Source organism: Mycobacterium sp. 3519A, from assembly GCF_900240945.1.
Classification (GTDB): Bacteria; Actinomycetota; Actinomycetes; order Mycobacteriales; family Mycobacteriaceae; genus Mycobacterium.
In genome coordinates this window covers 553,816-579,082 of record NZ_OESG01000014.1, presented here as the reverse complement: position 1 = coordinate 579,082, position 25,267 = coordinate 553,816, and the positions used below count along the sequence as shown (strand labels likewise).

General features: G+C 67.2%; 22 protein-coding genes. 15 read left to right on the top strand and 7 right to left on the bottom strand.

The features are described 5' to 3' along the window. The first annotated feature begins 117 nt into the window (after nt 1-117). The gene (locus C1A30_RS23885; RefSeq protein WP_101950828.1) at nt 118-1,944 is read left to right on the top strand and encodes a phosphoenolpyruvate carboxykinase (GTP); all 1,827 of its coding nucleotides are present in this window, start codon (nt 118-120) and stop codon (nt 1,942-1,944) included. 65 nt (nt 1,945-2,009) lie between these two features. On the opposite strand, the gene C1A30_RS23880 is transcribed toward C1A30_RS23885, so the two are convergent. Then, nucleotides 2,010-2,219: a hypothetical protein gene (locus C1A30_RS23880; RefSeq protein WP_101950827.1), complete on the bottom strand. Its 210-nt coding sequence runs from the start codon at nt 2,217-2,219 to the stop codon at nt 2,010-2,012. A 74-nt stretch (nt 2,220-2,293) separates the two neighbouring features. Then, nucleotides 2,294-4,966: an NB-ARC domain-containing protein gene (locus C1A30_RS23875; protein WP_101950826.1), complete on the bottom strand. Its 2,673-nt coding sequence runs from the start codon at nt 4,964-4,966 to the stop codon at nt 2,294-2,296. Nucleotides 4,967-5,074: 108 nt separating this feature from the next. Between C1A30_RS23875 and fadD4 the strand changes: the two genes are divergently transcribed. The 3 genes from fadD4 to C1A30_RS23860 are packed head-to-tail and all read left to right on the top strand — an operon-like array spanning nt 5,075 to nt 8,450. Further along, complete coding sequence (gene fadD4 / locus C1A30_RS23870) at nt 5,075-6,586, top strand: fatty-acid--CoA ligase FadD4 (RefSeq protein WP_101950825.1); 1,512 nt, start codon at nt 5,075-5,077, stop codon at nt 6,584-6,586. Then, nucleotides 6,583-7,467 (top strand): enoyl-CoA hydratase/isomerase family protein, encoded by an 885-nt coding sequence (locus C1A30_RS23865; protein WP_101950824.1) that lies wholly within the window; start codon nt 6,583-6,585, stop codon nt 7,465-7,467. The genes fadD4 and C1A30_RS23865 overlap by 4 nt, the downstream gene beginning before the upstream one ends. A gap of 26 nt (nt 7,468-7,493) precedes the next feature. Then, nucleotides 7,494-8,450 carry a Rieske 2Fe-2S domain-containing protein gene (locus C1A30_RS23860; protein WP_101950823.1) on the top strand — a complete coding sequence of 319 codons (957 nt, stop codon included), beginning with the start codon at nt 7,494-7,496 and terminating at the stop codon, nt 8,448-8,450. Here C1A30_RS23860 and C1A30_RS23855 read toward each other — a convergent pair. Beyond that, nucleotides 8,420-9,133, bottom strand: coding sequence for a GntR family transcriptional regulator (locus C1A30_RS23855; protein WP_101950822.1), 714 nt, complete (start codon nt 9,131-9,133; stop codon nt 8,420-8,422). The two genes, C1A30_RS23860 and C1A30_RS23855, sit on opposite strands and share 31 nt — an antisense overlap. Beyond that, nucleotides 9,133-10,287 (bottom strand): acyl-CoA dehydrogenase family protein, encoded by a 1,155-nt coding sequence (locus C1A30_RS23850; RefSeq protein WP_101950821.1) that lies wholly within the window; start codon nt 10,285-10,287, stop codon nt 9,133-9,135. Before C1A30_RS23850 ends, C1A30_RS23855 begins: the two co-directional genes overlap by 1 nt. Before the next feature lie 21 nt (nt 10,288-10,308). Between C1A30_RS23850 and C1A30_RS23845 the strand changes: the two genes are divergently transcribed. The 5 genes from C1A30_RS23845 (at nt 10,309) to C1A30_RS23825 (ending at nt 15,413) form a co-directional block, all read left to right on the top strand. Further along, the gene (locus C1A30_RS23845; protein ID WP_200828411.1) at nt 10,309-11,337 is read left to right on the top strand and encodes a MaoC family dehydratase; all 1,029 of its coding nucleotides are present in this window, start codon (nt 10,309-10,311) and stop codon (nt 11,335-11,337) included. A 13-nt stretch (nt 11,338-11,350) separates the two neighbouring features. After that, nucleotides 11,351-12,424 (top strand): CoA transferase, encoded by a 1,074-nt coding sequence (locus tag C1A30_RS23840; protein WP_101950819.1) that lies wholly within the window; start codon nt 11,351-11,353, stop codon nt 12,422-12,424. Continuing rightward, the gene (locus C1A30_RS23835) at nt 12,418-13,719 is read left to right on the top strand and encodes an amidohydrolase family protein (RefSeq protein ID WP_101950818.1); all 1,302 of its coding nucleotides are present in this window, start codon (nt 12,418-12,420) and stop codon (nt 13,717-13,719) included. Before C1A30_RS23840 ends, C1A30_RS23835 begins: the two co-directional genes overlap by 7 nt. A gap of 102 nt (nt 13,720-13,821) precedes the next feature. Beyond that, a complete protein-coding gene (locus C1A30_RS23830) occupies nt 13,822-14,214 on the top strand; it encodes a VOC family protein (protein WP_067809307.1) in 393 nt (130 codons plus the stop codon). Continuing rightward, the gene (locus C1A30_RS23825; protein ID WP_101950816.1) at nt 14,202-15,413 is read left to right on the top strand and encodes an MFS transporter; all 1,212 of its coding nucleotides are present in this window, start codon (nt 14,202-14,204) and stop codon (nt 15,411-15,413) included. The genes C1A30_RS23830 and C1A30_RS23825 overlap by 13 nt, the downstream gene beginning before the upstream one ends. Here C1A30_RS23825 and C1A30_RS23820 read toward each other — a convergent pair. Next, nucleotides 15,395-16,198, bottom strand: a complete 804-nt coding sequence (locus C1A30_RS23820; RefSeq protein WP_101950815.1) for an IclR family transcriptional regulator — start codon at nt 16,196-16,198, stop codon at nt 15,395-15,397. The two genes, C1A30_RS23825 and C1A30_RS23820, sit on opposite strands and share 19 nt — an antisense overlap. 157 nt (nt 16,199-16,355) lie before the next feature. On the opposite strand from C1A30_RS23820, the gene C1A30_RS23815 reads away from it, so the two are divergent. Genes C1A30_RS23815 through C1A30_RS23795 form a run of 5 tightly spaced genes read left to right on the top strand, consistent with a single transcriptional unit; the run spans nt 16,356 to nt 21,520 of the window. Continuing rightward, on the top strand, nt 16,356-16,913 hold the full coding sequence (locus C1A30_RS23815; RefSeq protein WP_101950814.1) for a tripartite tricarboxylate transporter TctB family protein: 558 nt from the start codon (nt 16,356-16,358) through the stop codon (nt 16,911-16,913). 19 nt (nt 16,914-16,932) lie between these two features. After that, nucleotides 16,933-18,444: a tripartite tricarboxylate transporter permease gene (locus C1A30_RS23810; RefSeq protein WP_101950813.1), complete on the top strand. Its 1,512-nt coding sequence runs from the start codon at nt 16,933-16,935 to the stop codon at nt 18,442-18,444. Nucleotides 18,445-18,478: 34 nt separating this feature from the next. After that, nucleotides 18,479-19,474 (top strand): tripartite tricarboxylate transporter substrate binding protein, encoded by a 996-nt coding sequence (locus tag C1A30_RS23805; protein ID WP_160112785.1) that lies wholly within the window; start codon nt 18,479-18,481, stop codon nt 19,472-19,474. Beyond that, on the top strand, nt 19,471-20,829 hold the full coding sequence (locus C1A30_RS23800) for an MmgE/PrpD family protein (protein WP_101950811.1): 1,359 nt from the start codon (nt 19,471-19,473) through the stop codon (nt 20,827-20,829). The genes C1A30_RS23805 and C1A30_RS23800 overlap by 4 nt, the downstream gene beginning before the upstream one ends. Beyond that, nucleotides 20,822-21,520 carry an SDR family NAD(P)-dependent oxidoreductase gene (locus C1A30_RS23795; protein WP_101950810.1) on the top strand — a complete coding sequence of 233 codons (699 nt, stop codon included), beginning with the start codon at nt 20,822-20,824 and terminating at the stop codon, nt 21,518-21,520. The genes C1A30_RS23800 and C1A30_RS23795 overlap by 8 nt, the downstream gene beginning before the upstream one ends. Here the strand turns inward: C1A30_RS23795 and C1A30_RS23790 are convergent. Continuing rightward, nucleotides 21,498-22,877, bottom strand: a complete 1,380-nt coding sequence (locus tag C1A30_RS23790; protein ID WP_101950809.1) for an MmgE/PrpD family protein — start codon at nt 22,875-22,877, stop codon at nt 21,498-21,500. The two genes, C1A30_RS23795 and C1A30_RS23790, sit on opposite strands and share 23 nt — an antisense overlap. 50 nt (nt 22,878-22,927) lie before the next feature. Here C1A30_RS23790 and C1A30_RS23785 point away from each other — a divergent pair, with 50 nt between their 5' ends. Continuing rightward, entirely contained in the window at nt 22,928-24,295 is a 1,368-nt protein-coding gene (locus C1A30_RS23785; protein ID WP_160112784.1) for an MmgE/PrpD family protein, read from the top strand. On the opposite strand, the gene C1A30_RS23780 is transcribed toward C1A30_RS23785, so the two are convergent. Beyond that, complete coding sequence (locus C1A30_RS23780; protein ID WP_101950807.1) at nt 24,292-25,188, bottom strand: alpha/beta hydrolase; 897 nt, start codon at nt 25,186-25,188, stop codon at nt 24,292-24,294. The two genes, C1A30_RS23785 and C1A30_RS23780, sit on opposite strands and share 4 nt — an antisense overlap. Nucleotides 25,189-25,267: the final 79 nt, after the last annotated feature.

The window sequence follows — 25,267 nt, the reverse complement described above, 5'->3', positions numbered from 1 at the left end:
CGCGGGAATGTGACCCACGTTAACCTCGGTACAGGGACGACCGGATGTGCCGCCGTTCCCACTTGATCGGCGCATCGGGGCCTGCGTCCTGGCAAAAACCTACGCAGGAGAGTTTTGATGACAGCAGCGACCATTCCAGGTCTGGACACCGCCCCGACTAAGCACAAGGAGTTGCTCGCCTGGGTCTCCGAGGTCGCGGAGCTCACCCAGCCGGACCGCGTGGTGTTCGCCGACGGATCTGACGAGGAGAACGCGCGGCTGTGCGAACAGCTGGTGGCGGCAGGAACCTTCAAGAAACTCAACGAAGAAAAGAAGCCGAACTCGTACCTGGCGTTGTCGGACCCGTCCGACGTAGCGCGGGTGGAGTCGCGCACCTTCATCTGTACCGAGCGTGAGATCGACGCCGGCCCGACCAACAACTGGATGGACCCGGCCGAGATGCGCGGCATCATGACCGACCTCTACCGCGGCTGCATGCGTGGTCGCACCATGTATGTGGTGCCGTTCTGCATGGGCCCGCTCGGTGCCGAGGACCCCAAACTCGGTGTCGAGATCACCGACTCCGAATATGTCGTCGTGTCGATGCGGACCATGACCCGGATGGGTCAGGCCGCGCTGGACAAGATGGGCACCGACGGCTTCTTCGTCAAGGCGCTGCATTCGGTGGGCGCACCGCTCGAGCCCGGACAAAAGGATGTGCCGTGGCCGTGCAACGACACGAAGTACATCACCCACTTCCCGGAGACCCGCGAGATCTGGAGCTACGGCTCGGGTTACGGCGGCAACGCGCTGCTCGGCAAGAAGTGCTACTCGCTGCGCATCGCCTCGGCGATGGCCCACGACGAGGGCTGGCTCGCCGAGCACATGCTGATCCTGAAGCTGATCAGCCCGGAGAACAAGGCGTACTTCGTCGCCGCGGCGTTCCCGTCGGCGTGCGGCAAGACCAACCTCGCGATGCTGCAGCCGACCATTCCTGGCTGGCGCGCCGAGACCATCGGTGACGACATCGCCTGGATGCGGTTCGGCAAGGACGGCCGGCTGTACGCGGTCAACCCCGAGTTCGGCTTCTTCGGCGTCGCACCCGGCACCAACTGGAAGTCCAACCCGAACGCGATGAAGACCATCGACGCGGGCAACACCGTCTTCACCAACGTCGCGCTGACCGACGACAACGACATCTGGTGGGAAGGCCTCGAGGGCGACCCGCAGCACCTGATCGACTGGAAGGGCCGCGACTGGACGCCCGACTCCGACGAGCCGGCCGCGCACCCGAACTCGCGTTACTGCACCCCGATGTCGCAGTGCCCGACGCTGGCTCCCGAGTGGGACGACCCGCAGGGTGTGCCGATCTCGGCGATCCTGTTCGGTGGCCGCCGCAAGACGACGGTGCCGCTGGTGACGCAGGCCCGCGACTGGCAGCACGGCGTCTTCATCGGTGCCACGCTCGGCTCCGAGCAGACCGCCGCCGCCGAAGGCAAGGTCGGCACCGTCCGGCGTGACCCGATGGCGATGCTGCCGTTCCTCGGCTACAACGTCGGCGACTACTTCGCCCACTGGATCGACATCGGCAAGAACGCCGACGAGTCGAAGATGCCGAAGATCTTCTTCGTCAACTGGTTCCGTCGCGGTGAGGACGGCCGCTTCCTGTGGCCGGGCTTCGGCGAGAACAGCCGCGTGATGAAGTGGATCATCGACCGCGTCGAGCACAAGGCGGACGGCAAGACCACGCCGATCGGCATCGTGCCGACCGCCGGGGATCTGGATTTGTCGGGGCTCGACGTCGACCCCGCCGACGTGGACGCCGCGCTGGCGGTCAACGTCGACGAGTGGCGCAAGGAGATCCCGCTGATCGAGGAGTGGTTCGAGTTCGTCGGCGAGAAGCTGCCGACCGGCATCAAGGACGAGTTCGACGCGCTGAAGCACCGGTTGGCCGAAGCCGACTAGTCTTCCGCGAAAAGACGCAAAAGTGCCCAAATCCGTTGGATTTTGGGCACTTTTGCGTCTGTTCGTCAGTTCGGAGCCACCTGGGTGACGGTCGGCGGGTTGGTCTTGCGGACGAAGGCGCTTCTGCGGACGTCCGGGGGTTGGCATGCTTCCATCACGCCCGGCAGCAGCGCGCACACGTTGATCGATCTTTGCGGTACGGGTGCGTTCAGCGCGACGACCGCCGCGGCGGCGGCCACAGCGGATGCACCGATCATCGCGAAGTACTTACGCACTCAAGCGAATTTACCGCCGTTGCTGCGCTGGAATCAGTCCGCACAGATGCTTGGGGGCAGATCCACAGGTCGCTTTACGTTTGCTGGAGGCGGGCGCGCGTGATCTCGATCTGCTCCAGCGCATATGTCGCCCTGCCGGCGTAGGTCATCTCCGCGCCCGCACGCGCGAGTGACAGATACGTCTGCTCGCCGAGCACCTCCCGTAGATGCGCTGTGGCCCTTGTGATTTCGGGAAACGTCGCCTGGGATATCGCCGAAGCGTCGAACGAGCTGATCTTGGCCGCCTGCTCATAACAGCCAAGCCGGTCGAAGACGACCGTGAGAAGGCCGAGCGGACCCGAGATGAACGTCAGACTGCCCGAGTCGTAATACGTCCGGATCGCCAGCGACAGGTATTCGAGAGCGTTCGCCGGGTCCGCGTGATCGAACGCCACGCTCGACAAGGTCGAGGCGAGAACGGATTCCATCTGCCGAACACCGACGGCCTGGGAGACCGCCAGCGCGCGCTGAAGCGCCTCGTACGCGGCCTCGGGGTTGCGTTTGCGCTCGATGTACCCATACGCGAACAGCGCTCCGGTGACCAGTGTCGGATTGTCGACGGTGTCGACGACGGCGAACAACTCCTTTGACGCCGCCTGCGCCTCCTCATGCGCTCCCGCGAAGGTATACGCGAAGACCAGGTGCGGGAGCATCCACAGGCGATGTTCCGGCCACCTCGAGAGCGACCGTCGGGCCCACTCGACACACCGTTCGGGGCTGGCTGAGTAGAGCCAACCGCCGCCGATCGCGGCATGGAGTCCGACGTGCACCGCGTCGAAGCGCCCGTCGTCGATGGCTTCCTCGGCGGCTGTCATATAGGCGAGGAAGTTGTCGTTTCGACCGGTCAGATAACACATGGCCGCCGTCATGTAGAGCTGCGCAAGGCGCGGGTGCGCCACGGCCCGTGCGGATTCCAGGAGTTCCTCCGCCCATCCGAACGGCTCGTACTGCTCGACGTAATAGCCGAGCAGCGCCGCGCAGACCGCGATCGGGGCTGCGACGTCCAGATTGTTTCTGTCCGCGGCGAAGCGGAACGCGGTGCGCAGGTTCGCCAGTTCGGTGGTGAACCATTCGTAAGCCTCGCGCTGTCGTGGACCAGCCCAGGTGGTCATCACGTCGGCCTCGCGTTCCGCGAAGTACCTCGCGTGCGCGAGACGGGCGGCGTCGGCCGCGTCAGTGGCGGTCAGCTGCTCCGCCGCGAACTGGCGGATGGTCTCCAGCATCAGGTACCTGGTCCGGGATGTGGATCGATCCGCGACGAGAAGCGACTTCCGCACCAGCGCGTCGAGAACATCGAGGGTCGCCAGTTCGTCGGCGGACTCGCCGACGGCGCATGCACCGCCCAGATCGAATCCGCAAGAGAACACCGAACACCTTGCCAGTAGGTCCCGTTCGGTGTCGTCGAGCAGGTCGTACGACCACTGCACCGCGTGCCGCAGCGTCTGGTGTCGTTCTAGCGCGCGCCGTGAGCCGACCAGCAGACGGAATCGATCGTCGAGTCGGTCGCGCACCTCGACCGCGGTCATGGAGACCATTCGCGATGCGGCGAGTTCGATGGCCAGTGGGATGCCGTCGAGTCGACGGCAGATCTCCACGACGGCGGTGGCCTCGTCGGGCGCCGACATCGAGGCGTTGGGTGAGACGGTCTGCGCGCGGTCCATGAACAGGGTCACCGCGGCCGAGTCGACGCCGTTGGCGACGTCGAGGGAGGGGACAGGCCATAGTTGTTCGTCGTTGAGCCCCAACCCTTCTCGGCTTGTCGCGAGAATCTGCACCGACTGCGACTTGGCGAAGATCGCGTCGATCACATCGGCCGTCGCATCGAGAACGTGCTCGCAGTTGTCGAAGACGAGCAATCGCGACCGGCCCTCCAGCGCCGCGGCGAGACTGTCGGACATGTTCTGGTCCGCCTGTTGCGTGATGCCCATCGCGGCGGCCACCGCCTCAGGCACAGCGGCCGGATCGTCGACGGCGGCCAGCTCGACGACGAACACACCGTCCGCGAAATCGGTTGCCGCACGTGACGCGACCTCCAACGCCAGTCGCGTCTTACCGACTCCGCCTACACCGGTCAGTGTCACCATGCGGTGCGCCTTCAACGCCGTCTCGACCTCCGCGACGTCGGCCTGGCGGCCGACAAAACTGGTTGGCGGCAGCCGCAGATTTCCCGGGACGGAGTCGACGGTCGCCAGCGGCGGGAAGTCGGTCCGCAGACCGGACGCCCGGACCTGGTACACGTCGACGGGGCCGGCGATGTCGCGCAACCGCTTTGAGCCGAGGGCAATCAGGTCCAGCCCGGAGACCAGGCCCGCCGTTGCGCCGTCGAGCAGGATCTGACCGCCGTGGCCGGCCGACATCATCCGCGCGGTTCGATTGAGGACGGTGCCGAAGTAGTCGCCGCCGCGGAGTTCCGCCTCTCCGGTGGCGATGCCCATCCGCACCGGAAGCTCCAGCAACCGCTGCGCGGCGACGGCCGCATCGACCGCCGAGCGCGGAGACGTGAACACCGCGCACATGCCGTCGCCGGTGTAGTTGAACACGGAACCGCCGTGGCCTTCGACCGCCCCGCGCAGGACCTCGTTGTGCGTTTCGAGCGCTGTCCGCATCGCCGCGGCGTCGGTCTCCCACCGCCGCGTCGAGCCTTCGATATCGGTGAAGAAGAAGGTCAACACGCCCGACGGCGGGCGCGGCTGACCTGCATCGGCCATCGCGCACCCCCGATCCCCCCGGTGCCGTAATCGTAGATTCGCGCAGCACAGGGAGGGTGAACACGGGGGTCTTGACACCTGTCAAGTTGATCATCGTAAAGTCGGCATATGCAGATTCGGGAACACGCAGAGGCCCACCCCGACAAACCGGCCGTCATCATCCATCCGTCGGGGACGGTGCTGACGTTCGCCGAACTCGAGGCGCGGGCCAACCGGCTGGCCCACTTCTTCCGCAGGCACGGCCTGCGCGAGGGCGACGCTGTCGCGATCCTGATGGAGAACAACGAGCACTTCCACGCCGTCATGTGGGCGGCGCGGCGCTGCGGGCTCTACTACGTCCCGATCAACACCCATCTGACCGCGGCCGAGGTCGCCTACATCATCGACAACAGCGGCGCCAAAGCCGTCGTCGGTTCCGCTGCGCTGAAGAAGACGTGCGAGAACCTCGCCGAGCACACCGTGCCTCCGCTGCGGATCATCGCCGATGGCGAATTGGACGGCTGGCACCGCTACCCGGAATGCGTTGCGGATCAACCAGATACGCCCATCGACGACGAGATCGAAGGCGACCTGCTGCAGTACTCCTCCGGCACCACCGGCCGCCCCAAGGGCATCAAACGCGAACTGCCGCACCTGCCGCCCGACGAAGTGCCCGGCCTGATGTCGATGTTGGTCAGCTTCTGGCTCGATCCCGACGCCGTCTACCTCAGCCCCGCCCCGCTGTACCACACCGCGCCATCGGTGTGGTCGATGCAGATTCAGGCAGGCGGCATCACGACCGTCGTTTTGGAGAAGTTCGACGCCGAGGGCTGTCTGCAGGCGATCCAGCAGCACCGCGTCACCCACGGCCAGTTCGTGCCGGTGATGTTCACCCGGATGCTGAAGTTGCCCGAAGCCGTCCGCGAGCGCTACGACCTGTCCAGCCTGAAGCGGGTGATGCACGCCGCCGCACCGTGCCCCGTCGAGATCAAGAAACAGATGATCGACTGGTGGGGGCCGATCGTCGACGAGTACTACGCCTCATCGGAGGCGATCGGGTCGACGTTGATCACCGCGGAGGACTGGTTGGCGCATCCCGGGTCGGTGGGCAAGCCGATGGCGGGCGTACTGCACATCCTCGACGAGGACGGCAACGAGTTGCCGCCGGGCCAGGCGGGTGAGATCTACTTCGAGGGCGGCCTCGACTTCGAATACCTCAACGATCCGGAGAAGACCGCCAAGTCACGCGATGCGCACGGCTGGAAAACCGTGGGCGACATCGGTTATCTCGACGAGGACGGCTACCTGTACCTGACCGACCGGCGCCACCACATGATCATCTCCGGCGGGGTGAACATCTACCCGCAGGAGGCGGAGAACATGCTGGTGACCCACCCCAAGGTGATGGACGCCGCGGTGTTCGGCATCCCGGACGACGAAATGGGACAGAGCGTCAAGGGCGTCGTCCAGACGGTCGATCCTGCCGACGCCACCGACGAATTCGGCGAGGATCTGCTCGGCTGGCTGCGGGATCGGTTGGCGCACTACAAGTGTCCGCGGTCGATTTCGTTCGAAGCGCAATTGCCGCGCACCGATACCGGCAAGCTGTACAAGCAGGAGCTGATAAACAAGTACTCGTGATCGAGCTGTCGGGAGGTGTGCTCCTCGCCGTTGGCACGCCTTCCGACGACGCGACATTCACGCTGACCGAAAACGACTGCGACGACCGTCGCGCGATCACCGTGCCCTCGGTGTCCTACGCGCTGGCCGAACTCACCGAGCGCTGCGCGCGCTGGCCGCAGGCGGCCGCCGTCTGCGACGACGTGTTGCGCTCGATCGATCCGGCAGGCCCAACCCGCTCGGGGGTCGTCACCGAATCGCTGGCTTACTCGACCCTGCAGTCCGGTCCGGAGTTCGCGCGCTGGCTCGCCGAACGCGGGCCCGCCACCGTGCCCGACCTGCAGGACCCCGTACAGGCCGACCGCATCGGCGAACGTCTGCACGTCCGCTTCAATCGCCCGCAGCGGCACAACGCGTTCTCCACCGACATGCGCGCGGCGCTGCTCGAGGCGCTCGAGGTTGCCCGGCTGGACCCCTCGGTGACGGAGGTGCTGCTGACCGGCAACGGCCCCTCGTTCTGCAGCGGCGGCGATCTCGCCGAGTTCGGCACCTTCGCCGATCCGGCCACCGCACACCTGTCCCGCACCCGTCACAGCCCTGCACTCGTGCTCGACGAGTTGACCGCCCGCCTTGGCCGCAACTGCCGCGCCGAGTTGCACGGCCAGGTGCTCGGCAGCGGGTTGGAGATGGCCGCCTACTGCGGCTGGGTGCGGTCGCATCCCGACGCCGTGTTCGGGCTTCCAGAGCTCAGCCTGGGTCTGATCCCCGGCGCCGGAGGGACGGTGAGCATCACCCGGCGCATCGGCCGGTGGCGGACGGCGTATCTGGTGCTGTCCGGTTGCACCATCGACACGGCGACCGCCCTGCGGTGGGGGCTGATCGACGAGTGTCGCAGCGGCTAGCGGCCAACAGTGGCAGGCTAATCGGCATGGGGTTGCCCAGCATGCGACCCACTGGCTGGTTCCAGGTCGCTTGGAGTGCCGACCTAGAGGTCGGCGACGTCAAGCCGCTGCATTACTTCGGTGTCGAGTTGGTGGCCTTCCGCGATCTCGACGGGGTTGTGCGTGTCCTCGACGCGCACTGTCAGCACATGGGCGCCGACATGTCCAGGGGCGGCTGCGTGGTCGAGGGCGGTATCCAGTGCCCGTTCCACGGCTGGGTGTGGAGCGGCGACGACGGACGCAATGTCCGCATCCCGTACGAACCGTGCGCCGACGACAACGGGCGGGTGCGCTGTTGGCCGACGGCGGAACTCAACGAGTGCATCTACGTGTGGCATGATCTGCGGCGCCGACAGCCCGCGTGGCCCGCGCCCCGGGCGTGGGGCGGAATGGACTGCCGGATCGGCAAGCATTGGTTCCGCCCGATCGGGCCGGACGAGAAACAGTTCTTCGCCGGTGTGACGGTGCATCCGCAGGTGGTCGCCGAAAGCTCGGTCGACCGACAGCATTACCGGTTCGTGCACAAGGTCCCGGTCAGCCCGACCCTGCTCGCGTCGCGGTCCGACGCCTCCAGCTGGCATGCCACCATCGGCTTCGGTGGCGGCGATCCCGTCGAGATATGTTGGTACGGGCTGGGTTTGAGCTTCAGTTGCGAAGACCACGGCGACGGCATGCAGATCATCTCGATCTGCCCGACGCCGGTCGACGACAGCAACACCGACATCTTCGCCACCTACTGGGTGTCCGAAGACCTCGACTACGACGACCGCCTGGCCGCCGCCAAGCGGATGCTGCCCGCCGATGTCGAAATCTGGTCGCACCTGCGCTATCTCGACCGTCCCGCGTTGGCGCCGTCGGAGGCCGACGAACATCGCGACCTGCGGGCCTGGGCCCGCGCGTTCTACCCGCCCGCTCAGCCCGATCTGCGCAGCGTCACCCGGTAGGTGTACTGCTCGGGCAGGAAGTGGCTGACCGACAACTCCACCGGCCTGCCGCCGGCGTCCGAATACAACCGGTCCACCCGCAGCATGGCATGCCCCGGCTGACACCCGACCGCACCGGCAACGGCGTCGTCGGCGGGCGCCACCGTGATCGATTGCGCCGCTTCGGCTATCGGCTCGGCCAGATGCGGCTCCAGCAAGCCGATCACCGTGTGGGTACTCACCGTGCCGTCGGTCAACGATTCCAGTACGGGCTGCGCCACCGATGGCACCAGGTGGACCGTCGTCGCCACGAACGGAACGCCGTCGTGAAGTCGCCGGAACACCACCGAATACACCACGTCGTCGTCCAGGCGCAGCCTGCTGGCCGCATCGACGTCGACGCGGCGCCGCAACCCCGCCAGCACCTCCATCGAGGTGTCGTCGGACAGGCTCATCAGGTCCTCGATCGACCCGAGTTGGCGCAGATACCGCTCCGGTTCGCTGGCGTAGGTGCCGCGGCCAGGCACCCGGTACACCGCACCCTCTGCCACCAGGTCCTGGAATGCCCGCCGCACCGTCTGCCTCGACAAGCCGTGCTGCGCAACCAGTTCCGATTCGGTGGGCAGTCGGGCTCCGTCGCTGTACCGGCCCGCGGCGATCTCGTCGCGCAGTCGTTCGCGCAGCACCTGGTACGCGGGTTTCATCAGATTCCGCCGCGCGCCACCAATTGACTCGCGATCACGTTGCGTTGAATCTCGTTGGTGCCTTCACCGACGATCATCAGCGGCGCGTCGCGGAAGTACCGTTCGACGTCGAATTCGGTGGAATAGCCGTAGCCGCCATGGATCCGGACGGCGTTCAACGCGATCTCCATGGCCACCTCGGAGGCGAACAGTTTGGCCATGCCCGCCTCCATGTCGGCGCGTTCGCCCGCGTCGTAGCGGTCGGCGGCATAAAAGGTGAGTTGGCGGGCGGCGGTCAACTTGGTGGCCATATCGGCCAGGTAGTGGCCGACGGCCTGGTGCTTCCAGATCGGCTGGCCGAAACTCTCCCGATCCTGCGCGTACTGCAGCGCGTCCTCCAGCGCCGCCGACGCCACGCCCAGCGCGCGCGACGCCACCTGAATGCGGCCCGTCTCAAGGCCTTTCATCATCTGCGCGAAGCCCTTGCCCGGTTCGCCACCGAGGATCGCGGACGTCGGCACCCGATAGTCGTCGAACGTCAACTCGCACGACTCGACACCCTTGTAGCCCAGCTTGGGCAGATCTCGCGACACCGTCAGGCCCTCACCGTGTTCGGCGAGGACAACCGAAATCCCTTTGTGCGCGGGCTTGGCCGCGGGATCGGTCTTGCACAGCAGAGCGATCAGTCCGGACCGCCGCGCGTTGCTGATCCAAGTCTTGGAACCGTTGATCACCAACTCGTCGCCGCTGGCCAACGCGGTGGTTTTCATGTTCTGCAGATCGCTGCCGCCGCCGGGTTCGGTCAGCGCCATGGTGGCCCGTAGTTCACCCGTCGCCATCGCGGGCAGGTAGGTGCGCTTCTGCTCGTCGGTGCCGAACAGTGTCAGCAGCTTGGCGACCACGGTGTGGCCGCCCATCGCGCCCGCCAGGCTCATCCATCCCCGCGAGAGTTCCTGGGTGACCAGCACGTAGCACCGAGTCGACACCGGCACCCCGCCGTACTCCTCGGGCACCGCCAACCCGTAGATCCCCAGGCGTTTCATCTCTTCGATCCACGCCTCGGGGTAGGTGTTGGCGTGCTCGACGTCGCGGACAGTGGGTTTCACATCCCGGTCGACGAATGCCCGCACCGTCTCGACCAGCATGGCTTCTTCTGCATCCATTTGTACGGCCATATTGACACTTTGTCCGACCAAATGGCAACATCAGCGCTCGTGAGCGGCCCATACTTCGACGACCTCGAGGTCGGTCAGGTCTTCGACTCGGCGCCGTCGATGACTTTGAGTGAAGGCGCCGCAGGCGTGCACCAGGCGATCATCGGTGACCGCCTGCGGCTCGCACTGGATGCGCAACTGGCCTACGCGGTCACCGGGGCGACCGCGCCGCTCGCGCACCCGGCGTTGGTCTGCGATGTGGCGATCGGCCAGAGCACGCTGGCGACGTTGCGGGTCAAGGCCAATCTGTTCTATCGAGGGCTGGAGTTTCACCGCTATCCCGTCATCGGCGACAGCCTGTTCACCCGGACCGAGGTGGTGGGCCTCAAGCAGAACTCGGCCAAACCGGGTCGCGCCCCGACCGGACTGGCGGCGCTGCGGATGACCACCGTCGACCAGGTCGGCCGCCTGGTGCTCGACTTCTATCGCTGCGCGATGCTGCCGTTGAGCGCCGACCGCGAAACCGGGCACAACGACAACCTCGCGAACATCGGCGCGGAACTCACCACGCCGCCGGATCCGACCTCCGACTGGGACGCCGACGTGTACCGGGCGCGAGTGCCGGGTGCACATTTCGACCCTGGCATGGCAGGCGCGGTGCTGCAGAGCACGGCCGACGTGGTCACCAGCGCACCGGAGCTGGCCCGGCTGACGCTCAATGTCGCTGCCACCCACCATGATTGGCGGGTCGGCGGGCAGCGGCTGGTGTATGGCGGGCACACCATCGGACTGGCGCTGGCGCAGACCACGCGACTGCTGCCCAATCTGGTCACCGTGCTCGGCTGGGAGTCCTGCGACCACATCGGTCCGGTACACGAAGGCGACACCCTGCACAGCGAGGTGCACGTCGAGGCGGCGGATCCGTTGCCGGACGATCGTGGGGGGGTCCTGAAGTTGAGGTCGCAGGTGTACGCGGTCCCAGGGGGTAGGAGCGCAGCGACTGGGGGGAAAGGCACCGGCGAGCCTGATCGGAAAGTGCTGGACTGGAGGTTCTCGGCGCTGCAGTTCTGAGCACAATGGCGGTATGAGGATCCCGGACGCCGTGCTGAGCAGGGCGCGGCGCACCGCCGACGCGTTCGGCGACTGCACGGGGGTGCGGATCGACGGGTGTGAACTGATCGCGGGCCGCGCCGCCTTGCTCGGGCTGTCGCCGCAGGGCCCGGTCTCCGCGGGCGGGGCCACCAGGCTGATGCGCAGCGCCGACGGTTGGTGCGCGCTGACCCTTTCGCGGCAGGACGACATCGACCTCGTGCCCGCGCTGGTCGAATCCGACGCGGCCGAACCCTGGGCCGCCGTGCAGGACTGGGCGGTGTCGACCACGTCCGCCGACGTCACCGCGCGGGCCCGCCTGCTCGGCCTTCCTGTCGCCGCGCTGGGTGAAACAACGCCCGCCCCACCACTTTTCACGACGCTCGGCGCACCGGTCAGCCCGCGCAACGTCAAAGGGCTGTTGGTCGCCGACCTCTCCTCGATGTGGGCCGGACCCCTGTGCGGTCAACTGCTGGCGCGGGCAGGCGCAACGGTGGTCAAGGTGGAGACCCGCGCCAGGCCCGACGGCACCCGCGCAGGTCCGCAGGCGTTCTTCGATTGGATGAACAACGGAAAGCTTTCGTACGCAGTCGATTTCGACGACCCGGCGCTACGGCACCTGCTCGACACCGCCGACGTCGTCATCGAGTCGTCGCGGCCAGCGGCGCTCGAACACCGCGGCCTCGGGCCCGCCTCGCGCGACGGCCAGGTCTGGCTGCGGATCACCGGACACGGCACCGACGGCGAGCGCGCCAACTGGGTGGCGTTCGGTGACGACGCCGCGGTTTCGGGCGGCCTGGTCGACGGCACCGCGGACGCCCCGCAGTTCTGCGGCGACGCGATCGCCGACCCGTTGACCGGCCTACACGCCGCCCTCGCGGTCGCGGAGTCGCTGAGCCGAGGAGGCGGCGAACTGATCGAACTGTCCATGGCGGCCATCGCCGCCACGTACGCCGCCGACGACCGCACCGCCCGCGTGGAGTGCACCGCGCCGCCGCTCCTCTCGCGTCCGGCCGCACCACTCGGTGCGGACAACGCAAAGGTCGAAAGCCTGTTGGCGACATGCTGATTCAGCGCGCGACGTTGCTCGACGGCATCACCGTCGACATCCGCGTCGGCGAGCGGATCCTCGGCATCGGCGAACTCGCACCCGACCCGGGGGAGCAGGTGCTCGATGCCGCGGGCGCCACCGCCATCCCCGGCCTGCACGACCACCACGTCCACCTGCGCTCGGCCGCCGCGGCGCTGACCTCCGCCCGCGTCGGACCCGCGGAAGTGCGCGGCCGCGACGATCTGGCCCGCGCGTTGGCCACCGCCCCCGTCGGCGGCGACGGCTGGATCAGGGCCGTCGGCTACCACGAGGCCGTCGCCGGACCACTCGACCGCACCGTGCTCGACGAGGTGTCCCCACCGCTGCCGGTGCGCGTGCAACACCGCAGCGGTGTGCTGTGGACGCTGAACTCCGCGGGACTGGCCAGGGTCGGACTGGCCGACCATCCCGACGGCCGGTTGCACAGCGCCGACCGTAGCTGGTCGGATACGTTGCAACGCAACGAAAGTGGACTGGCCGACGTCAGCCGCATGCTCGCCGCGGTAGGCGTCACCGGCGTCACCGACGCGACACCGGGCCTCGAAGTCGGCGACGTGGTCAAACTGATGCAGGCCCATCGCCACGGTGAACTGCTGCAGCGCGTGCACTGCCTGGCGCCGGGCAAGCGCATCCTGCACGACACGGAACTGGATCTCGACGAACTGACCGCGTGGATCGCCGAACGGCATGCCGAAGAGGCCCCGGTCGCCGTGCACTGCGTCACGGCCGCGCAACTGGTCGTGACGCTGTCGGCGTTGCGTGCGGCGGGTGTGCACCCGCAGGATCGCATCGAGCACGCGGCTGTGGTGCCCGACGGCATGGTGTCCGAGCTGGCCGACCTCGGCGTCACCGTCGTGACCCAACCCAACTTCGTCGCCGAGCGCGGCGACCAGTATCTGACCGACGTCCCCGCCGAGGAACACCACGAACTGTGGCGACTGCGGTCATTGCTGCAGGCAGGGGTGAAGGTCGCGCTGTCCACCGACATGCCGTTCGGCGGCGGCGACCCTTGGGCAACCATGCGCGCGGCCGTGGCCAGAACCACTGCCGGGGGCGCACGACTCGGCCCGCGAGAATGCGTCCGCGCGGACCAGGCGCTGACGATGTTCTGCGGGTCTGCCGACGCGCCCGCCGACCCGAGGACCCTCGCGGTCGGCGAACCCGGCGACCTGATCGTGCTATCCGCGCCGCCGGCACAGGTGCTCGACGAACTCGACCCGCAGACGGTCGCCGCGACGGTTGTCGCGGGCCAGGTCGTGTACGAACGCCGCTGACACGTCGTTGACTCAGACCCCGGACAGCCCTAGAGTCTGATTTGCAGAAACACTTTCCTCAGTACGGAAGATGGTTACTCACCGCAGAACAGGGAGACAGCAGTGCGCATCAGACACCTCGGAATCGTTGTACAAGACCTCGAGCGAACCGCCGAGTTCTATGAGAACGTGCTGGGCTTCAAGCGTCTCGGCGACGCACGGACCCCCGGCCACTACCCCGGCAAGGCCCTCGACCTCAGCGACGGCGAGGTGAACTACTCGCTGCTGCAACCCAACCCGGAGATCGAGCGGTCCGAATGGACCTACGGCGCGATGGGCCCCAACCACATCGGCGTGACGATCGAAGACACCGGCGCCGTCGTGCGCGCGCTCAAGGACCGCGGCATCGAGGTCTACGGTGCAGAAGCGGCAGACCCGCCGCGGTTCTTCAAGTTCCGTGATCCGGACGGTGTCGAGGTCGACGTCGCCACGCCGGAGCGTGGCTGGAAGTTCTGAGCACCAGGAGCCGCTCGCTTCCGCCGCTGTGGCTCCTCGGCACGATCGCAGGGATATTCCTGCTGCAGGTCGCGGTCACCCTGGCCCGGCCGGTGTCGACGTACCGACTACTCGCCCTCGGCGCTGACGGTGCCACGGTCGGCGTGACGGCCGCATGTTTCGCCGTCCCGCCGATCGTGCTTGCCGTCGGCCTCGGCCGGTGGACCGAGCGCCACCACCCAGCGGTCATGCTCGGCCTCGGACTTGCCATCGGGGCCGCATCGGCGTTCGCCCTTGTTGTCGCGGAACAGATTTGGGCCATCGCGCTGGCCACCACCACGCTCGGCATCGGACACACCTCCGCGACCATCGGTGGACAGAGCATCATGGCCCAGGCCGACAGCACGATCGCGCGCATCGGCAGGTTCGGTACCCTCACCACCGTTTCGGCGCTGGGCCAGATCATCGGACCGGTCCTCGGCGGCGTGATCATCGGCCACACCGAACAGCCCAGCGTCTCCTCGACCTCGTCGGCCCTGCTGGTCGCGGCGTGGGCCTTCGTGGCGGGCCTGCCCGCCGCCGCGATCGCGCTGAAAACCCGCATCCAGCCCTCGACCGTGCGTGAGGGCAAAGCCGAACGGGTGTGGGGTCTGCTGCGCAGAAAAGGAATGACCGCGGCGTTGATGACGAGTTTCTCCGCCAAGAGCGGTGTCGATCTGCTGTTGGTCTACGTGCCACTGCTCGGCGTCGCCGTCGGGCTCACCTCGTCACAGGTGGGCATCCTGCTCGGCATCAGTTCCAGCGGAGCCCTGCTCGCGCGGGCCGCGACGCCGTTATTCGTCCGCCGGATCCCGAATGTGCGGCTGACCGTGGTCGCGACCGCGGTCGCCGCCTGCTGCCTGCTGGTCCTCGCGATCAGCGGCAACCTCGCGCCGATGATGATCGCGATGTCGGTGCTCGGCTTCGCGCTCGGGTTGTCACAGACCACCACCATGGACTGGGTCGTCAACCTGGTCGACGACACCAGCAGAGGCTCGGCGCTGGGCCTGCGGGTGGCCACCAATCGCGTCGGGCAGGCGTTCATTCTCGCGGTCGCAGGTGCGATATCAGGGGTGTGGGGAGTCGAGGCGGCGTTCGTGCTGCTGGCGGTGGTCATGCTGGCGACCGCCGCATCGGGCTTCGCAAGCGCCCGCCGCGGTGCTCAGTCCGCAGGCGCCTGAGCACCCGGCGACATCGGCGTCCGCGAGATCGTGTCGATCATCAGCTCGCCGATGCGTGAAACGCGTTGCGCGGTAAGCCGACTCGTCGGCGCCGCCACGGCGATGGCGGCAGGCCGGCCCGCGAAGTCGCGAAACGCGACGGCCACCGAGCCCACATCCTCCTCGGTCTCGCCCGAGTTGACGGCATAGCCGCGCATCCTGGCCTTCGCCAACTCCTTCAACAACTTGGCCTGGCTGGTAATCGACTTGTCCGTGCGGGCCGGGAATGGTTCGGCCGACGTCGGGTACAACCGGCACACCTGCTCATCGGTCAACTGGGCCAGCAGAGCCTTGCCCAGCGAGGTGCAATGCGCGGGCGCCAGCGTTCCGGTCCGTGCGACCACCCGCAGCGCGCGTTCGGACTCGACCCCGTCGACGTAGCGGACCTGGTTTCCTTCGAGCGCACCGAGGTGCACGGTCTCGCCGGTCTCCGCGGCAAGCTCCTCCATGGCGGGCCTCGCCTGCTCGCGGACGTCGAGCGAGCCCACCACCGCCAGTCCGACCTCCACCAGCGCCGGACCCGCGACATACGCCCGGGTGACCGGTTCCTGCTGCACAAAGCCGTGGTGCGCCAACATGGCGAGCAGGCGGTGGGCCGTCGAATGCGCCACCCCCAGGTACTTGCATGCGTCGGTAAGCCGGACCCGTGGCTGCTCTCGGAACAACAGCAGCAACAACAGCGCGTTGTTGACCGAAGCGATCGGGTAGGCGGGGCCGGTTTCGCTCTCCGGTCGCGTCTTCTGCATAGAAGAATCGTACAGTCGCTCGGCACCCGAGGTCGGGCATGCAACATCTCCCTTGTGGTGGGCTGAAAGTGATGCTTGACACAGTGGACAGACCCTCCTAAGTTTTCTCACAGCAGAAGTTCTTTCCGCGTACAAGACATCCGACAAAGAGGTCTGCATGGAGAAGGAGATCGTTCGGCCCGCCGAACAGCTCTCGCCGGAGCCGAGCCCTCCCGATGACAGCGTCCACGACCGCGAGGCCCGGCGCACCCGCCTGGTCCATGTGGTACTCGGCCTTGTCATCGCGGGCGTCGGAGCCTGGCTGCTCTACAAGAGTCGCACCGAATTGGAGTTCCGCGGTGCGAACAACGAACCCGGGCCGGGCTACCTCCCGGTCCTGCTCACCACGTGTCTGATCGGGCTGGGGTTGGCCCTGTCCGCGGTGTGGCTGTTCGGCCCGAAGGCGCGCAGCGGAGAGGCGCCCACGCTGTCCTTGTCTCTCAAGGGATTTGGCCGCGCCCTGCTGGTGTGGCTGGCGCTGGCAATCTGCGCGTTCCTGATCGAGCCGCTGGGCTTCCTGGTGGCGGGTGAGGTGCTGGTGCTGCTGGTGATCGTCGTCGAACGGATTCGATCGATTCCGCTGATCATCACGCTGCTGCTGTTGCCGCCTGCCATGTACTTCCTTTTCGACACCTTGCTCGAGGTGCAACTGCCTGGAGGAACCCTGTGGTACTGAACAACTTCGGAGCTGACCGGTGAACGCGGTCGAAGGCCTGCTGCACGGTCTTCAGGCGGCGATCACGCCGACCAACCTGTTGTGGTTGCTCGTCGGTTGCCTACTCGGCACGCTCGTCGGCATCCTGCCCGGCCTCGGCCCGCCCGCGACCATCGCAATCCTGCTGCCGCTGGCCACCGGATTCGATCCCGCGACCGGCCTGATCATGATGGCCGGCATCTACTACGGCGCGAAATACGGCGGGTCGACCACCTCGATCCTGTTGAACATCCCCGGTGAGTCCTCATCCGTCGTCACGTGTATCGACGGCTACGAGATGGCCAAACAGGGCAGGGCGGGAAAGGCCCTCGGCATCGCGGCCATCGGGTCCTTCGTCGCGGGCACCATCGGCGTGATCGGCTTGACCTTCCTCGCTCCGGTCGCGGCCGACGTCGCAGTCAACTTCGGTCCGCCGGAGTACTCGGCGCTGATGGTGTTCGCGCTCCTGTTGGTCATCATGTTGGCCGGCGACTCGATGCTCAAAGGCTTCATCGCGATGTTCATCGGCCTGTTCCTGTCCACCATCGGCACCGACCTGTTCTCCGGCGCACAACGGTTCACCGGCGACCAGATCGAACTGGCCGGCGGCATCGAGTTCATCGCGCTGTCCGTCGGCATCTTCGCCGTCGGCGAGGTGCTGATCAACATCGAGGACAAGACCGAGAAGCAACTGTTCAAGGTGCCAAGCAAGTTCCGTGAACTGCTGCCGTCCCGGCAGGACATCAAGAAGTCGACTCCTGCCATGCTGCAGGGCGGCGTCGTCGGGTTCCTGATCGGCATCCTGCCCGGTGCGGGTTCGACGGTCGCGTCGTTCGTGTCCTACATCATCGCCAAGAAGACGTCGAAGACGCCGGAGGAGTTCGGCAAGGGCTCGATCGAGGGTGTCGCAGCGCCAGAGGCCGCGAACAACTCGGAAACGGGCGGTGCGATGGTGCCGCTGCTGACCATGGGTATCCCCGGATCCGGCACGGGCGCAGTGCTTCTCGGCGCGTTGGTGCTCTACGGGCTGAACCCCGGCCCGCTGCTGTTCCACGAACACGCCGACGTGGTGTGGCCGATCATCGCCAGCATGTACCTGGGCAACATCGCCCTGCTGGTGATGAACCTGCCGATGGTGCCGTTCTTCGCCAAGCTGTTGAACACGCCGTACAAGGTGCTCTACCCCGCGATCCTGCTGATCTCGGTCGTCGGCGTGTACAGCGTCAACTTCTCGATCTTCGACGTCGGCATGCTGGTGGTCTTCGGGCTGCTCGGCTATGTCATGCGCAAACTCGACATCCCGCCTGCCCCTTTGGTTCTCGCCTTCGTGCTCGGACCGATCGCCGAAAACGCGATCCGGCAGTCCCTGCTGCTGTCGAACAACAGCCCGGTCATCTACCTCGAGCGGCCCATCTCGGCGACGTTGATCGGCCTGGCCGTCGTGTTGCTGGTGGTGCTGGCATTCGGCCGCGGTCGCAAGGTTCGAGATCAGGTGGTGGAGATCGATGCGTAAGTCAATTCGCGAGTCCTCGAAGAAGGGAACGGACATGATCCGAATCAGGCAGCTACTGACCGTGCTCATCGCGGCGCTGTCGCTGGTCGCCCTTGCCGCATGCGGCAGCTCGGGCGGTGGTGGCGGCGGCAAGTCCGGCCCCGTCGAGGTCGTCACGCACAACGCCGTCGGCGGTGGCAGTGACGTCTTCACCAGGCAGATGATCAAGGTGATGTACGAGAACAAGATCATCGACACCAACTGGCCGGTGCGCAACGTCCCCGCCGGCGACTCGATCGGCGCGATGTCGTACATGGTCGACCACAAGGGCAACGCCGGGCTGATCGCACAGGTGACGCCGACGTGGCTGGCCACCCCGATGACCGTCGCGAACGCGAAGGTCAGCCTGGCCCAGCTGACCCCGATTTCGTTGGTGGCGACCGAACCTCAGGTCGTGGTGACCAACGCCAAGTCGCCGTTCAACACGTTCGCCGACTTCGTCGCCGCCGCCAAGAAAGCCCCGGACACGCTGGTCCAGGCGGGCGGTTCCAGCACCGCCAACGACGCGCTGACCCGGTTGGTGCTGCAGGACGGCCTCGGCGCCAAGTGGAAGTTCCTGTCCTTCGAGGACACCGGATCGCGCATCACCGCGCTGCTGCGCAACGACGCCAACATCATGCTGGGCAGCGCATCCGACGTCGCCGAGCAGGTGAAGGCGGGGCAACTGAAGGTGATCGCCGTGATCGGTGACAAGCGCCTGGACGCCTTCCCCGATGTCACCACCACGGCCGAGCAGGGCATCGACACCGCGAAGGTGCCCGTGCAGTTCCGCGCCGTGATGGGTGCACCCGATATGCCTGCGGATGCGGTGCAGAAGTTCCAGGACGACCTGACGAAGATGGTCGAGACCGACGACTGGAAGAACCTCATCAAGGAAGACGGCCTGGTGACGCAGAACCTCCAGGACGACAAGTTCGAGGCGTATCTGAAGGAGCAGACCGACATCGTCGGCGGACTGCTGCAGGGACTCGGCCTGAGGAAGGATCAGTGACCAACAGCGGTCCCACATCTGCCCTTGCGGCGTTCGTCGCCCAGCAGCAACCCGGACAGATCCCCGACGCCGTCATGCACGCTGCGCGCCGCGCACTGGTCGACCACATCGGCGTGACGGTCGCGGGATCGGCTGACGACGCCACCCGGCGGGCACGCGATGCCATCGCGGCTGCTGAAAAGGGCGGAAGCGCAACGGTTGTCGGCACCCGCATGCGGGTGTCGCCACCGTTCGCCGCGTTCCTCAACGCGTTCGCCTCCCATGTGCTCGACCTCGACGACGTGTACAACCCACCGGGCACCACCGTGCACGGCAGTTGCTCGGTGTGGCCTGCGATCCTGGCCGTCGCCGACGACCGGCCTGTCAGCGGCCTCGACGCGCTGACCAGTTTCGCGCTCGGCTTCGAGGTGGAGACCCGGGTGGCGCACGCGGCGGGCCAGACGCACTACGACGCGGGCTGGCATGTGACAGGGACCTCGGGGCACGTCGGGTCGGCCGCCGCCGCGGCGCGCACGATGGGCTGCAACGTTGAGCAGATCGAGCACGCGATGGCCGCGGGCGCCACCCAGGCCGCAGGTCTGCGGATCATGGCGGGCAGCGACCTGAAGAGCATGCATCCCGGTAAGGCCGCGATGGACGGCGTGCTCGCGGCCACCTTGGCCGAGCATCAGCTCACTGCCAGCCCTAAGGTGCTCGAAGGGGATTTCGGCTACCTCGCGGTGATGAGCGCCGCGCCGGCCCCCGAGAAGATCACCGCGCAACTCGGCGAGAGCTGGAATCTGACCAGCAACGGGCACAAGCTCTACCCGAGCGGGTCGCTGACCCACCCGATGGTCGACGGCGTGCTCGCGCTGATCACCGAAAACGACGTCGCCGCAGACGATGTCAACGTCATCAACGTGCGTGTCTCGCCGCCTGCGGCGCGGTTCACCGATCTGCCGCAGCCGGCCACCCCGATGCAGGCCAAGTTCAGCCTGCGGCACTGCGCGGCGGCGGCGGTGGTGTTCCGCAGGCTCGGCAACGACGAATTGGCGGCCGAGATATTGGCGCGGCCCGACGTGGTCGACCTCCGAGATCGGGTGAAGGTCGTCTCCGACCCCGCGATCGGCAAGCAGGACGCCGATGTCGAGATCACGCTGGCGTCGGGACGCACATTGGCCACCGAGGTGCGCGGTAACCGCGGCACGGCCGCGGCGCCGCTCAGCGACGACGAACTGTCCGCCAAGTTCCGCGAACTGGTCACGCCGGTGCTCGGCGCGCAGCGCGCCGAACGACTGCTGGCCGACTGCTGGCACGTCGACGAACTCGACGACGTCTCGGTACTGCTGAAACAGACGGTGCCAGAAGATGGATGACATCGCCCTCGTCACCGGAGCGGGCAGTGGCCTCGGCGCAGTGATCGCCGAACGCCTTGCCCGCGAAGGGCTTACGGTGGCGGTGAACACCAGGGCGCGCACCGAGGAGGCCGACGCGGTGGCGGCGGCGATCCGGGCGGGCGGCGGTCGCGCGTTCTCGGTCACCGCCAACGTCACCGATCCGTCGGCGGTGCGGCGGATGTACGACGTCATCGCCGAACGCGGCAGGCTGCGGGTACTTGTCAACAACGCGTCGTACCGACCCCGGCAGCGCGTACAGAACATCAGCGAGGACGACTGGTACCAGGTCCGCTCGGTCACCCTCGACGGCGCGTTCCGCTGTGTCCGCCACGCGCTGCCCGCACTCATCCCCGGCGGACGCATCATCAACATCCTCGGGCGCAATGCGTTGGCAGGCGACCCGGAGCGTGTGCACCTGTCCGCGGCCAAGCACGGCCTGCTCGGCATGACGCTCGCACTCGCCGCGGCGCTTCGAGACGACGGGGTCGCGGTCAACGCGGTGTCCCCCGGCATAGAAGGGGATGTCACCGAGGACCATCAGTTTCGGTGCAGAGCCGAAATCGCTTCTCAGGTCGCGTGGTTGGCGTTTGTGAACGCCGCGGAGGTCACCGGGACGGTGGTCCGCGTCGACTGCGACGGTTCAGTCGTCAGCGCGCCAGCGGTGTGGTGAGTTCGACCATCGCGTCGACACCGCCGCCATCGGCAAGCCCGAACACGGCCTCCGCCAATTGATTTGCCCGCTCGCGGCCGAGGACCCCGTCAGCAAGACCGTGGAATTTGTCCCGCAGTTCGTCGTCGGAGAGTCGATTGCCCGGTGTGCCACGGGCATGGTCGACCCAGGTGTCCACGCTGTTGCCGTCGTCGGTGAGCGCGGTCGCGCCGGCCTGGGTATGCGGGACGTCGGCGTCGGGCACCACCTCGATGCGTGCCATCAGATCGCGGACGTCGGGTCGCACCACGGCGGAGTCGGAGAACTCGGCTTCGCCAGCACGGCCGTCCAGCAGCGCGATCGAACAGGCGAACGTCACCGAGAACTTGCCCTCCAAACCCGTTCGGGGATCGGTCTTTCCGGTCAGCTCAAGCACCAGCGGGTGCACCCGCAGCCGGATCTTCTCGATGGCGTCCGGGGCAAGCCCGCGGCGGACGGCGAGGTCGCGCACCGCGTCGATGGCCGGGTGGATCACCACTCCGCATGCGTACGGTTTCACTCCGTTGTCGAAGATCTGCCACCGTTGCCCGAGTCTGTCGACCAGATCGTTGGCACTGCTGGCCGACGACATCACCGCGAACATGCCGCGGCGGCCCTGCAGCGGGTCGGGCGCCCCGGTGAACCCGCCCGCGGCGAGCAGGCCGGCCCAGACACCCGACGCCGCGGCGTGGCCGGCGTGGAACGGTTTGGTCATGGTGCCGAACTGCTCGCGATGGCCTGCGGCCTGTGTCGCGGCGATGCTCAGGCAATGGGTGGCCGCGATACCGGTGAGACCGAGCAGCCTGATCGCGACGGTCGCGGCGGCAAGCGCGCCGGTGGTGCCCGTCATGTGCCAACCGGCGTCGTAGTGCTCGGGATACAGCGCGTTGCTGGCCCTGGCCGCGAGTTCGTAGCCCAGCGCGTGCGCGGCCAGCAGATCGACACCGCTCGTAGCACGCCACTGCGCCAGCGGCGTGCCCGCGGCGTAGAGCGGGGTGGTCGGATGCAGGATCGTCGGGACGTGCGTGTCGTCGAAATCCAAAGCGTGGCAGGCGATCCCATTGGCCAACGCGGCATCGGTGACGCGCAGTCGCTCGGTGGTGCCGAGCGCAAGGGCCTGCTGCTCGCCGCCGAGCACGGCGCACTGCTCGCGGACGATCCGCGCGGCAGGCTCCTGCGCGCCCGCGACGGCAAGACCGACATGGTCGAGCAGGCATCTGGCGCTCTCGTGTAGCACCTCGGCGGGGATCTCCGCGGCACTGGTGTGGCAGACGAAGTCGAGCAGCGTACGTGTCTCGACAGAAGTGCGATCGTCATAGCTTCCCGAGTCAGATGCCATGTAGTCTGTATAACAGAATTTCTTTCCGTGATACAGACTGGAGTCTCTCGGTGAGCGATCAGTCCTCTGTCAGCGGCGCACTGGCCTCCTTCGCGTCCGGTGTGCGGGTCGAGTCCCTCCCCGATGACGTCGTGCACCAGGCCGTGCGGTGTCTTGTCGACTGGCTCGGCTGCACCATTGCAGGCGCGGTGGCGCCGGAGAGCGCCCGGGTCCGCGCCGCGATCCGGACGATGGATCCCGACGGCTCGCGGGCCGCTGGCATCGTGGGCACCGCGGAGCGCGCGGCGGCCGGGCAGGCCGCGCTCGCCAACGGGATCGCCGCGCACGTGCTCGACTTCGACGACACGTTCAACCCGGACCGCACCACCATCCACGGCAGTGCCCCGCTGTGGCCGGCGATCGCGGCGGCGGCCGAACTGGTCCCGGTGACAGGCAAGCTGGCTGCCGAAGCGTTCGTTGCCGGCTTCGAGGTGCAGACCCGCGTTGCGGTGGCTGCCGGACCCGGCCACTACGACGTCGGGTGGCACGTGACGGGGACGGTGGGACACATCGGCGCCGCGGCGGCCACTGCGCGAGTGCTTGGCCTGCCGCCGGAACAGACGCTCGCCGCCATGGGCACCGGCGCCACGCAGTCGGCAGGGATGAAGGTGGTCTACGGCTCGATGGGCAAGTCGTTACACGCCGGCAAGGCCGCCTCCGACGGACTGCTGTCGGGTTTCCTCGCCCGCGACGGCTTCACATCGAGCACCGTGCCGATCGAGGGGCATCGCGGATTTCTGCATCTGTTCTCGCCGGATCCGGTGCCCGAGCGGGCGGTCGAGGGCATCGGTGAAACTTGGTATCTGCCCCGCGACGGCTTCAAGCCGTACGCGTGCGGCTCGCTGACCCATCCGCCCGCCCAGGCGCTGCTCGAATTGCGCTCCGAGTACGGGCTGACCGCCGCCGACGTCGCATCGGTCGACGCCTACGTCCACGACTACGTGAAGACGACGACCGGGCTCACCGAGCCGCGCACGGGCCTGGAAGGCAAGTTCAGCATCTACCACGTGCTCGCGGTCGCGCTCGCTGACGGCGCGGCACTGCTCGAGCAGTTCACCGACGAACGCGTCGCCGACCCGGCGCTGGTGCCACTGCGTGAGCGGATCCACGTCCACGTCGACCCCGAACAGACCAAGGATTCGGCGTTGGTGGTGGTGGCGTTGCGCGACGGTCGCACGCTGCAGCGCCACGTCGCGCACAACCTCGGCACGCCCGACAACCCGATGTCCGACGCGCAACTGCAGGAGAAGTTCACCGCGCTGGCCACGCCGGTGCTCGGCCGTGGCCGCACCGACGAACTGGCCGAAGCATGCTGGAAGCTGCTCGACCACGACGACATCCGCGCCGTGCTGCGCCTGGCCGCGCCACAGGAGGATTAGGCGGCTTTGGGCGCCAACATCTCGCGCAGCAGCGCGCACTGGCTGTCGAAAAACCGCTGCGACACATCTGCTTTGGGGGCTATGCCGTCGAAGCCATGGAACGCGCCCTCGACGACTTCGACGTCGCAGCGCACCCCGGCGGCCCTGAGCCGTTCGGCGTAGGCCAGATCTTCGTCGTGGAACAGGTCAAGGGTGCCGACGCCAAGCCATGCCGGCGGCAGGCCGCTGAGGTCCTCGCGCCGGGCGGGCACGGCGACCTCCGGGTCGGCGCCGCCGAGGTAGGCCGACCATCCGTATTTGTTGCTCGACTGATTCCACAACCGCAAGCCGGGGTGGTCGTGATGTCGTCCCACGGTGCGGTCGTCGAGCATGGGATACACCAAAAGCTGTGCAGCCAAAGGAATCTCGCCGCGGTCACGGGTGAGCAAAGCGAGCGCGGCGGCCAGTCCACCGCCCGCGCTGGCCCCGCCGATCGCCACCAGGTCCGGGTTCACCGACGGCAGTCGCACCAGCCACCGCAGCGCCGAGTAGCAGTCCTCCAGTGCTGCGGGATAGGGGTTTTCCGGTGCAAGCCGATAGTCGACCGAGGCAACGATGGCGCCGACTTCGCGCGCATACCGCCGACACAGTGCGTCGTCCTGGGCCGCCTTGCCGATGACGTAGCCGCCGCCGTGGATCCACAGCAGCGCGGGCGTCGGCCCGCTCACGCCTGCGGGTCGGAACAGTCGGATCCCGACGCCGGACGCCAACGTGAGCACTTCGACGTCCTTGGGGGTGCGCCGCCAGAGCAAACGTTCCGCCGCGCGGAGGAACGGCACAGTGGCCGGTGTGATGATCTGCCTGGGGAGTTGGCGGGCGACGCGACGCAGGTCGGGGTGAAACTCCGTGGACACGCGAGAAGTATTACCTGCACGCGACACCGCCCAAACTTTCGTTTTCGTCAAATATTTTCGCGATTTGTCCACCGAAACA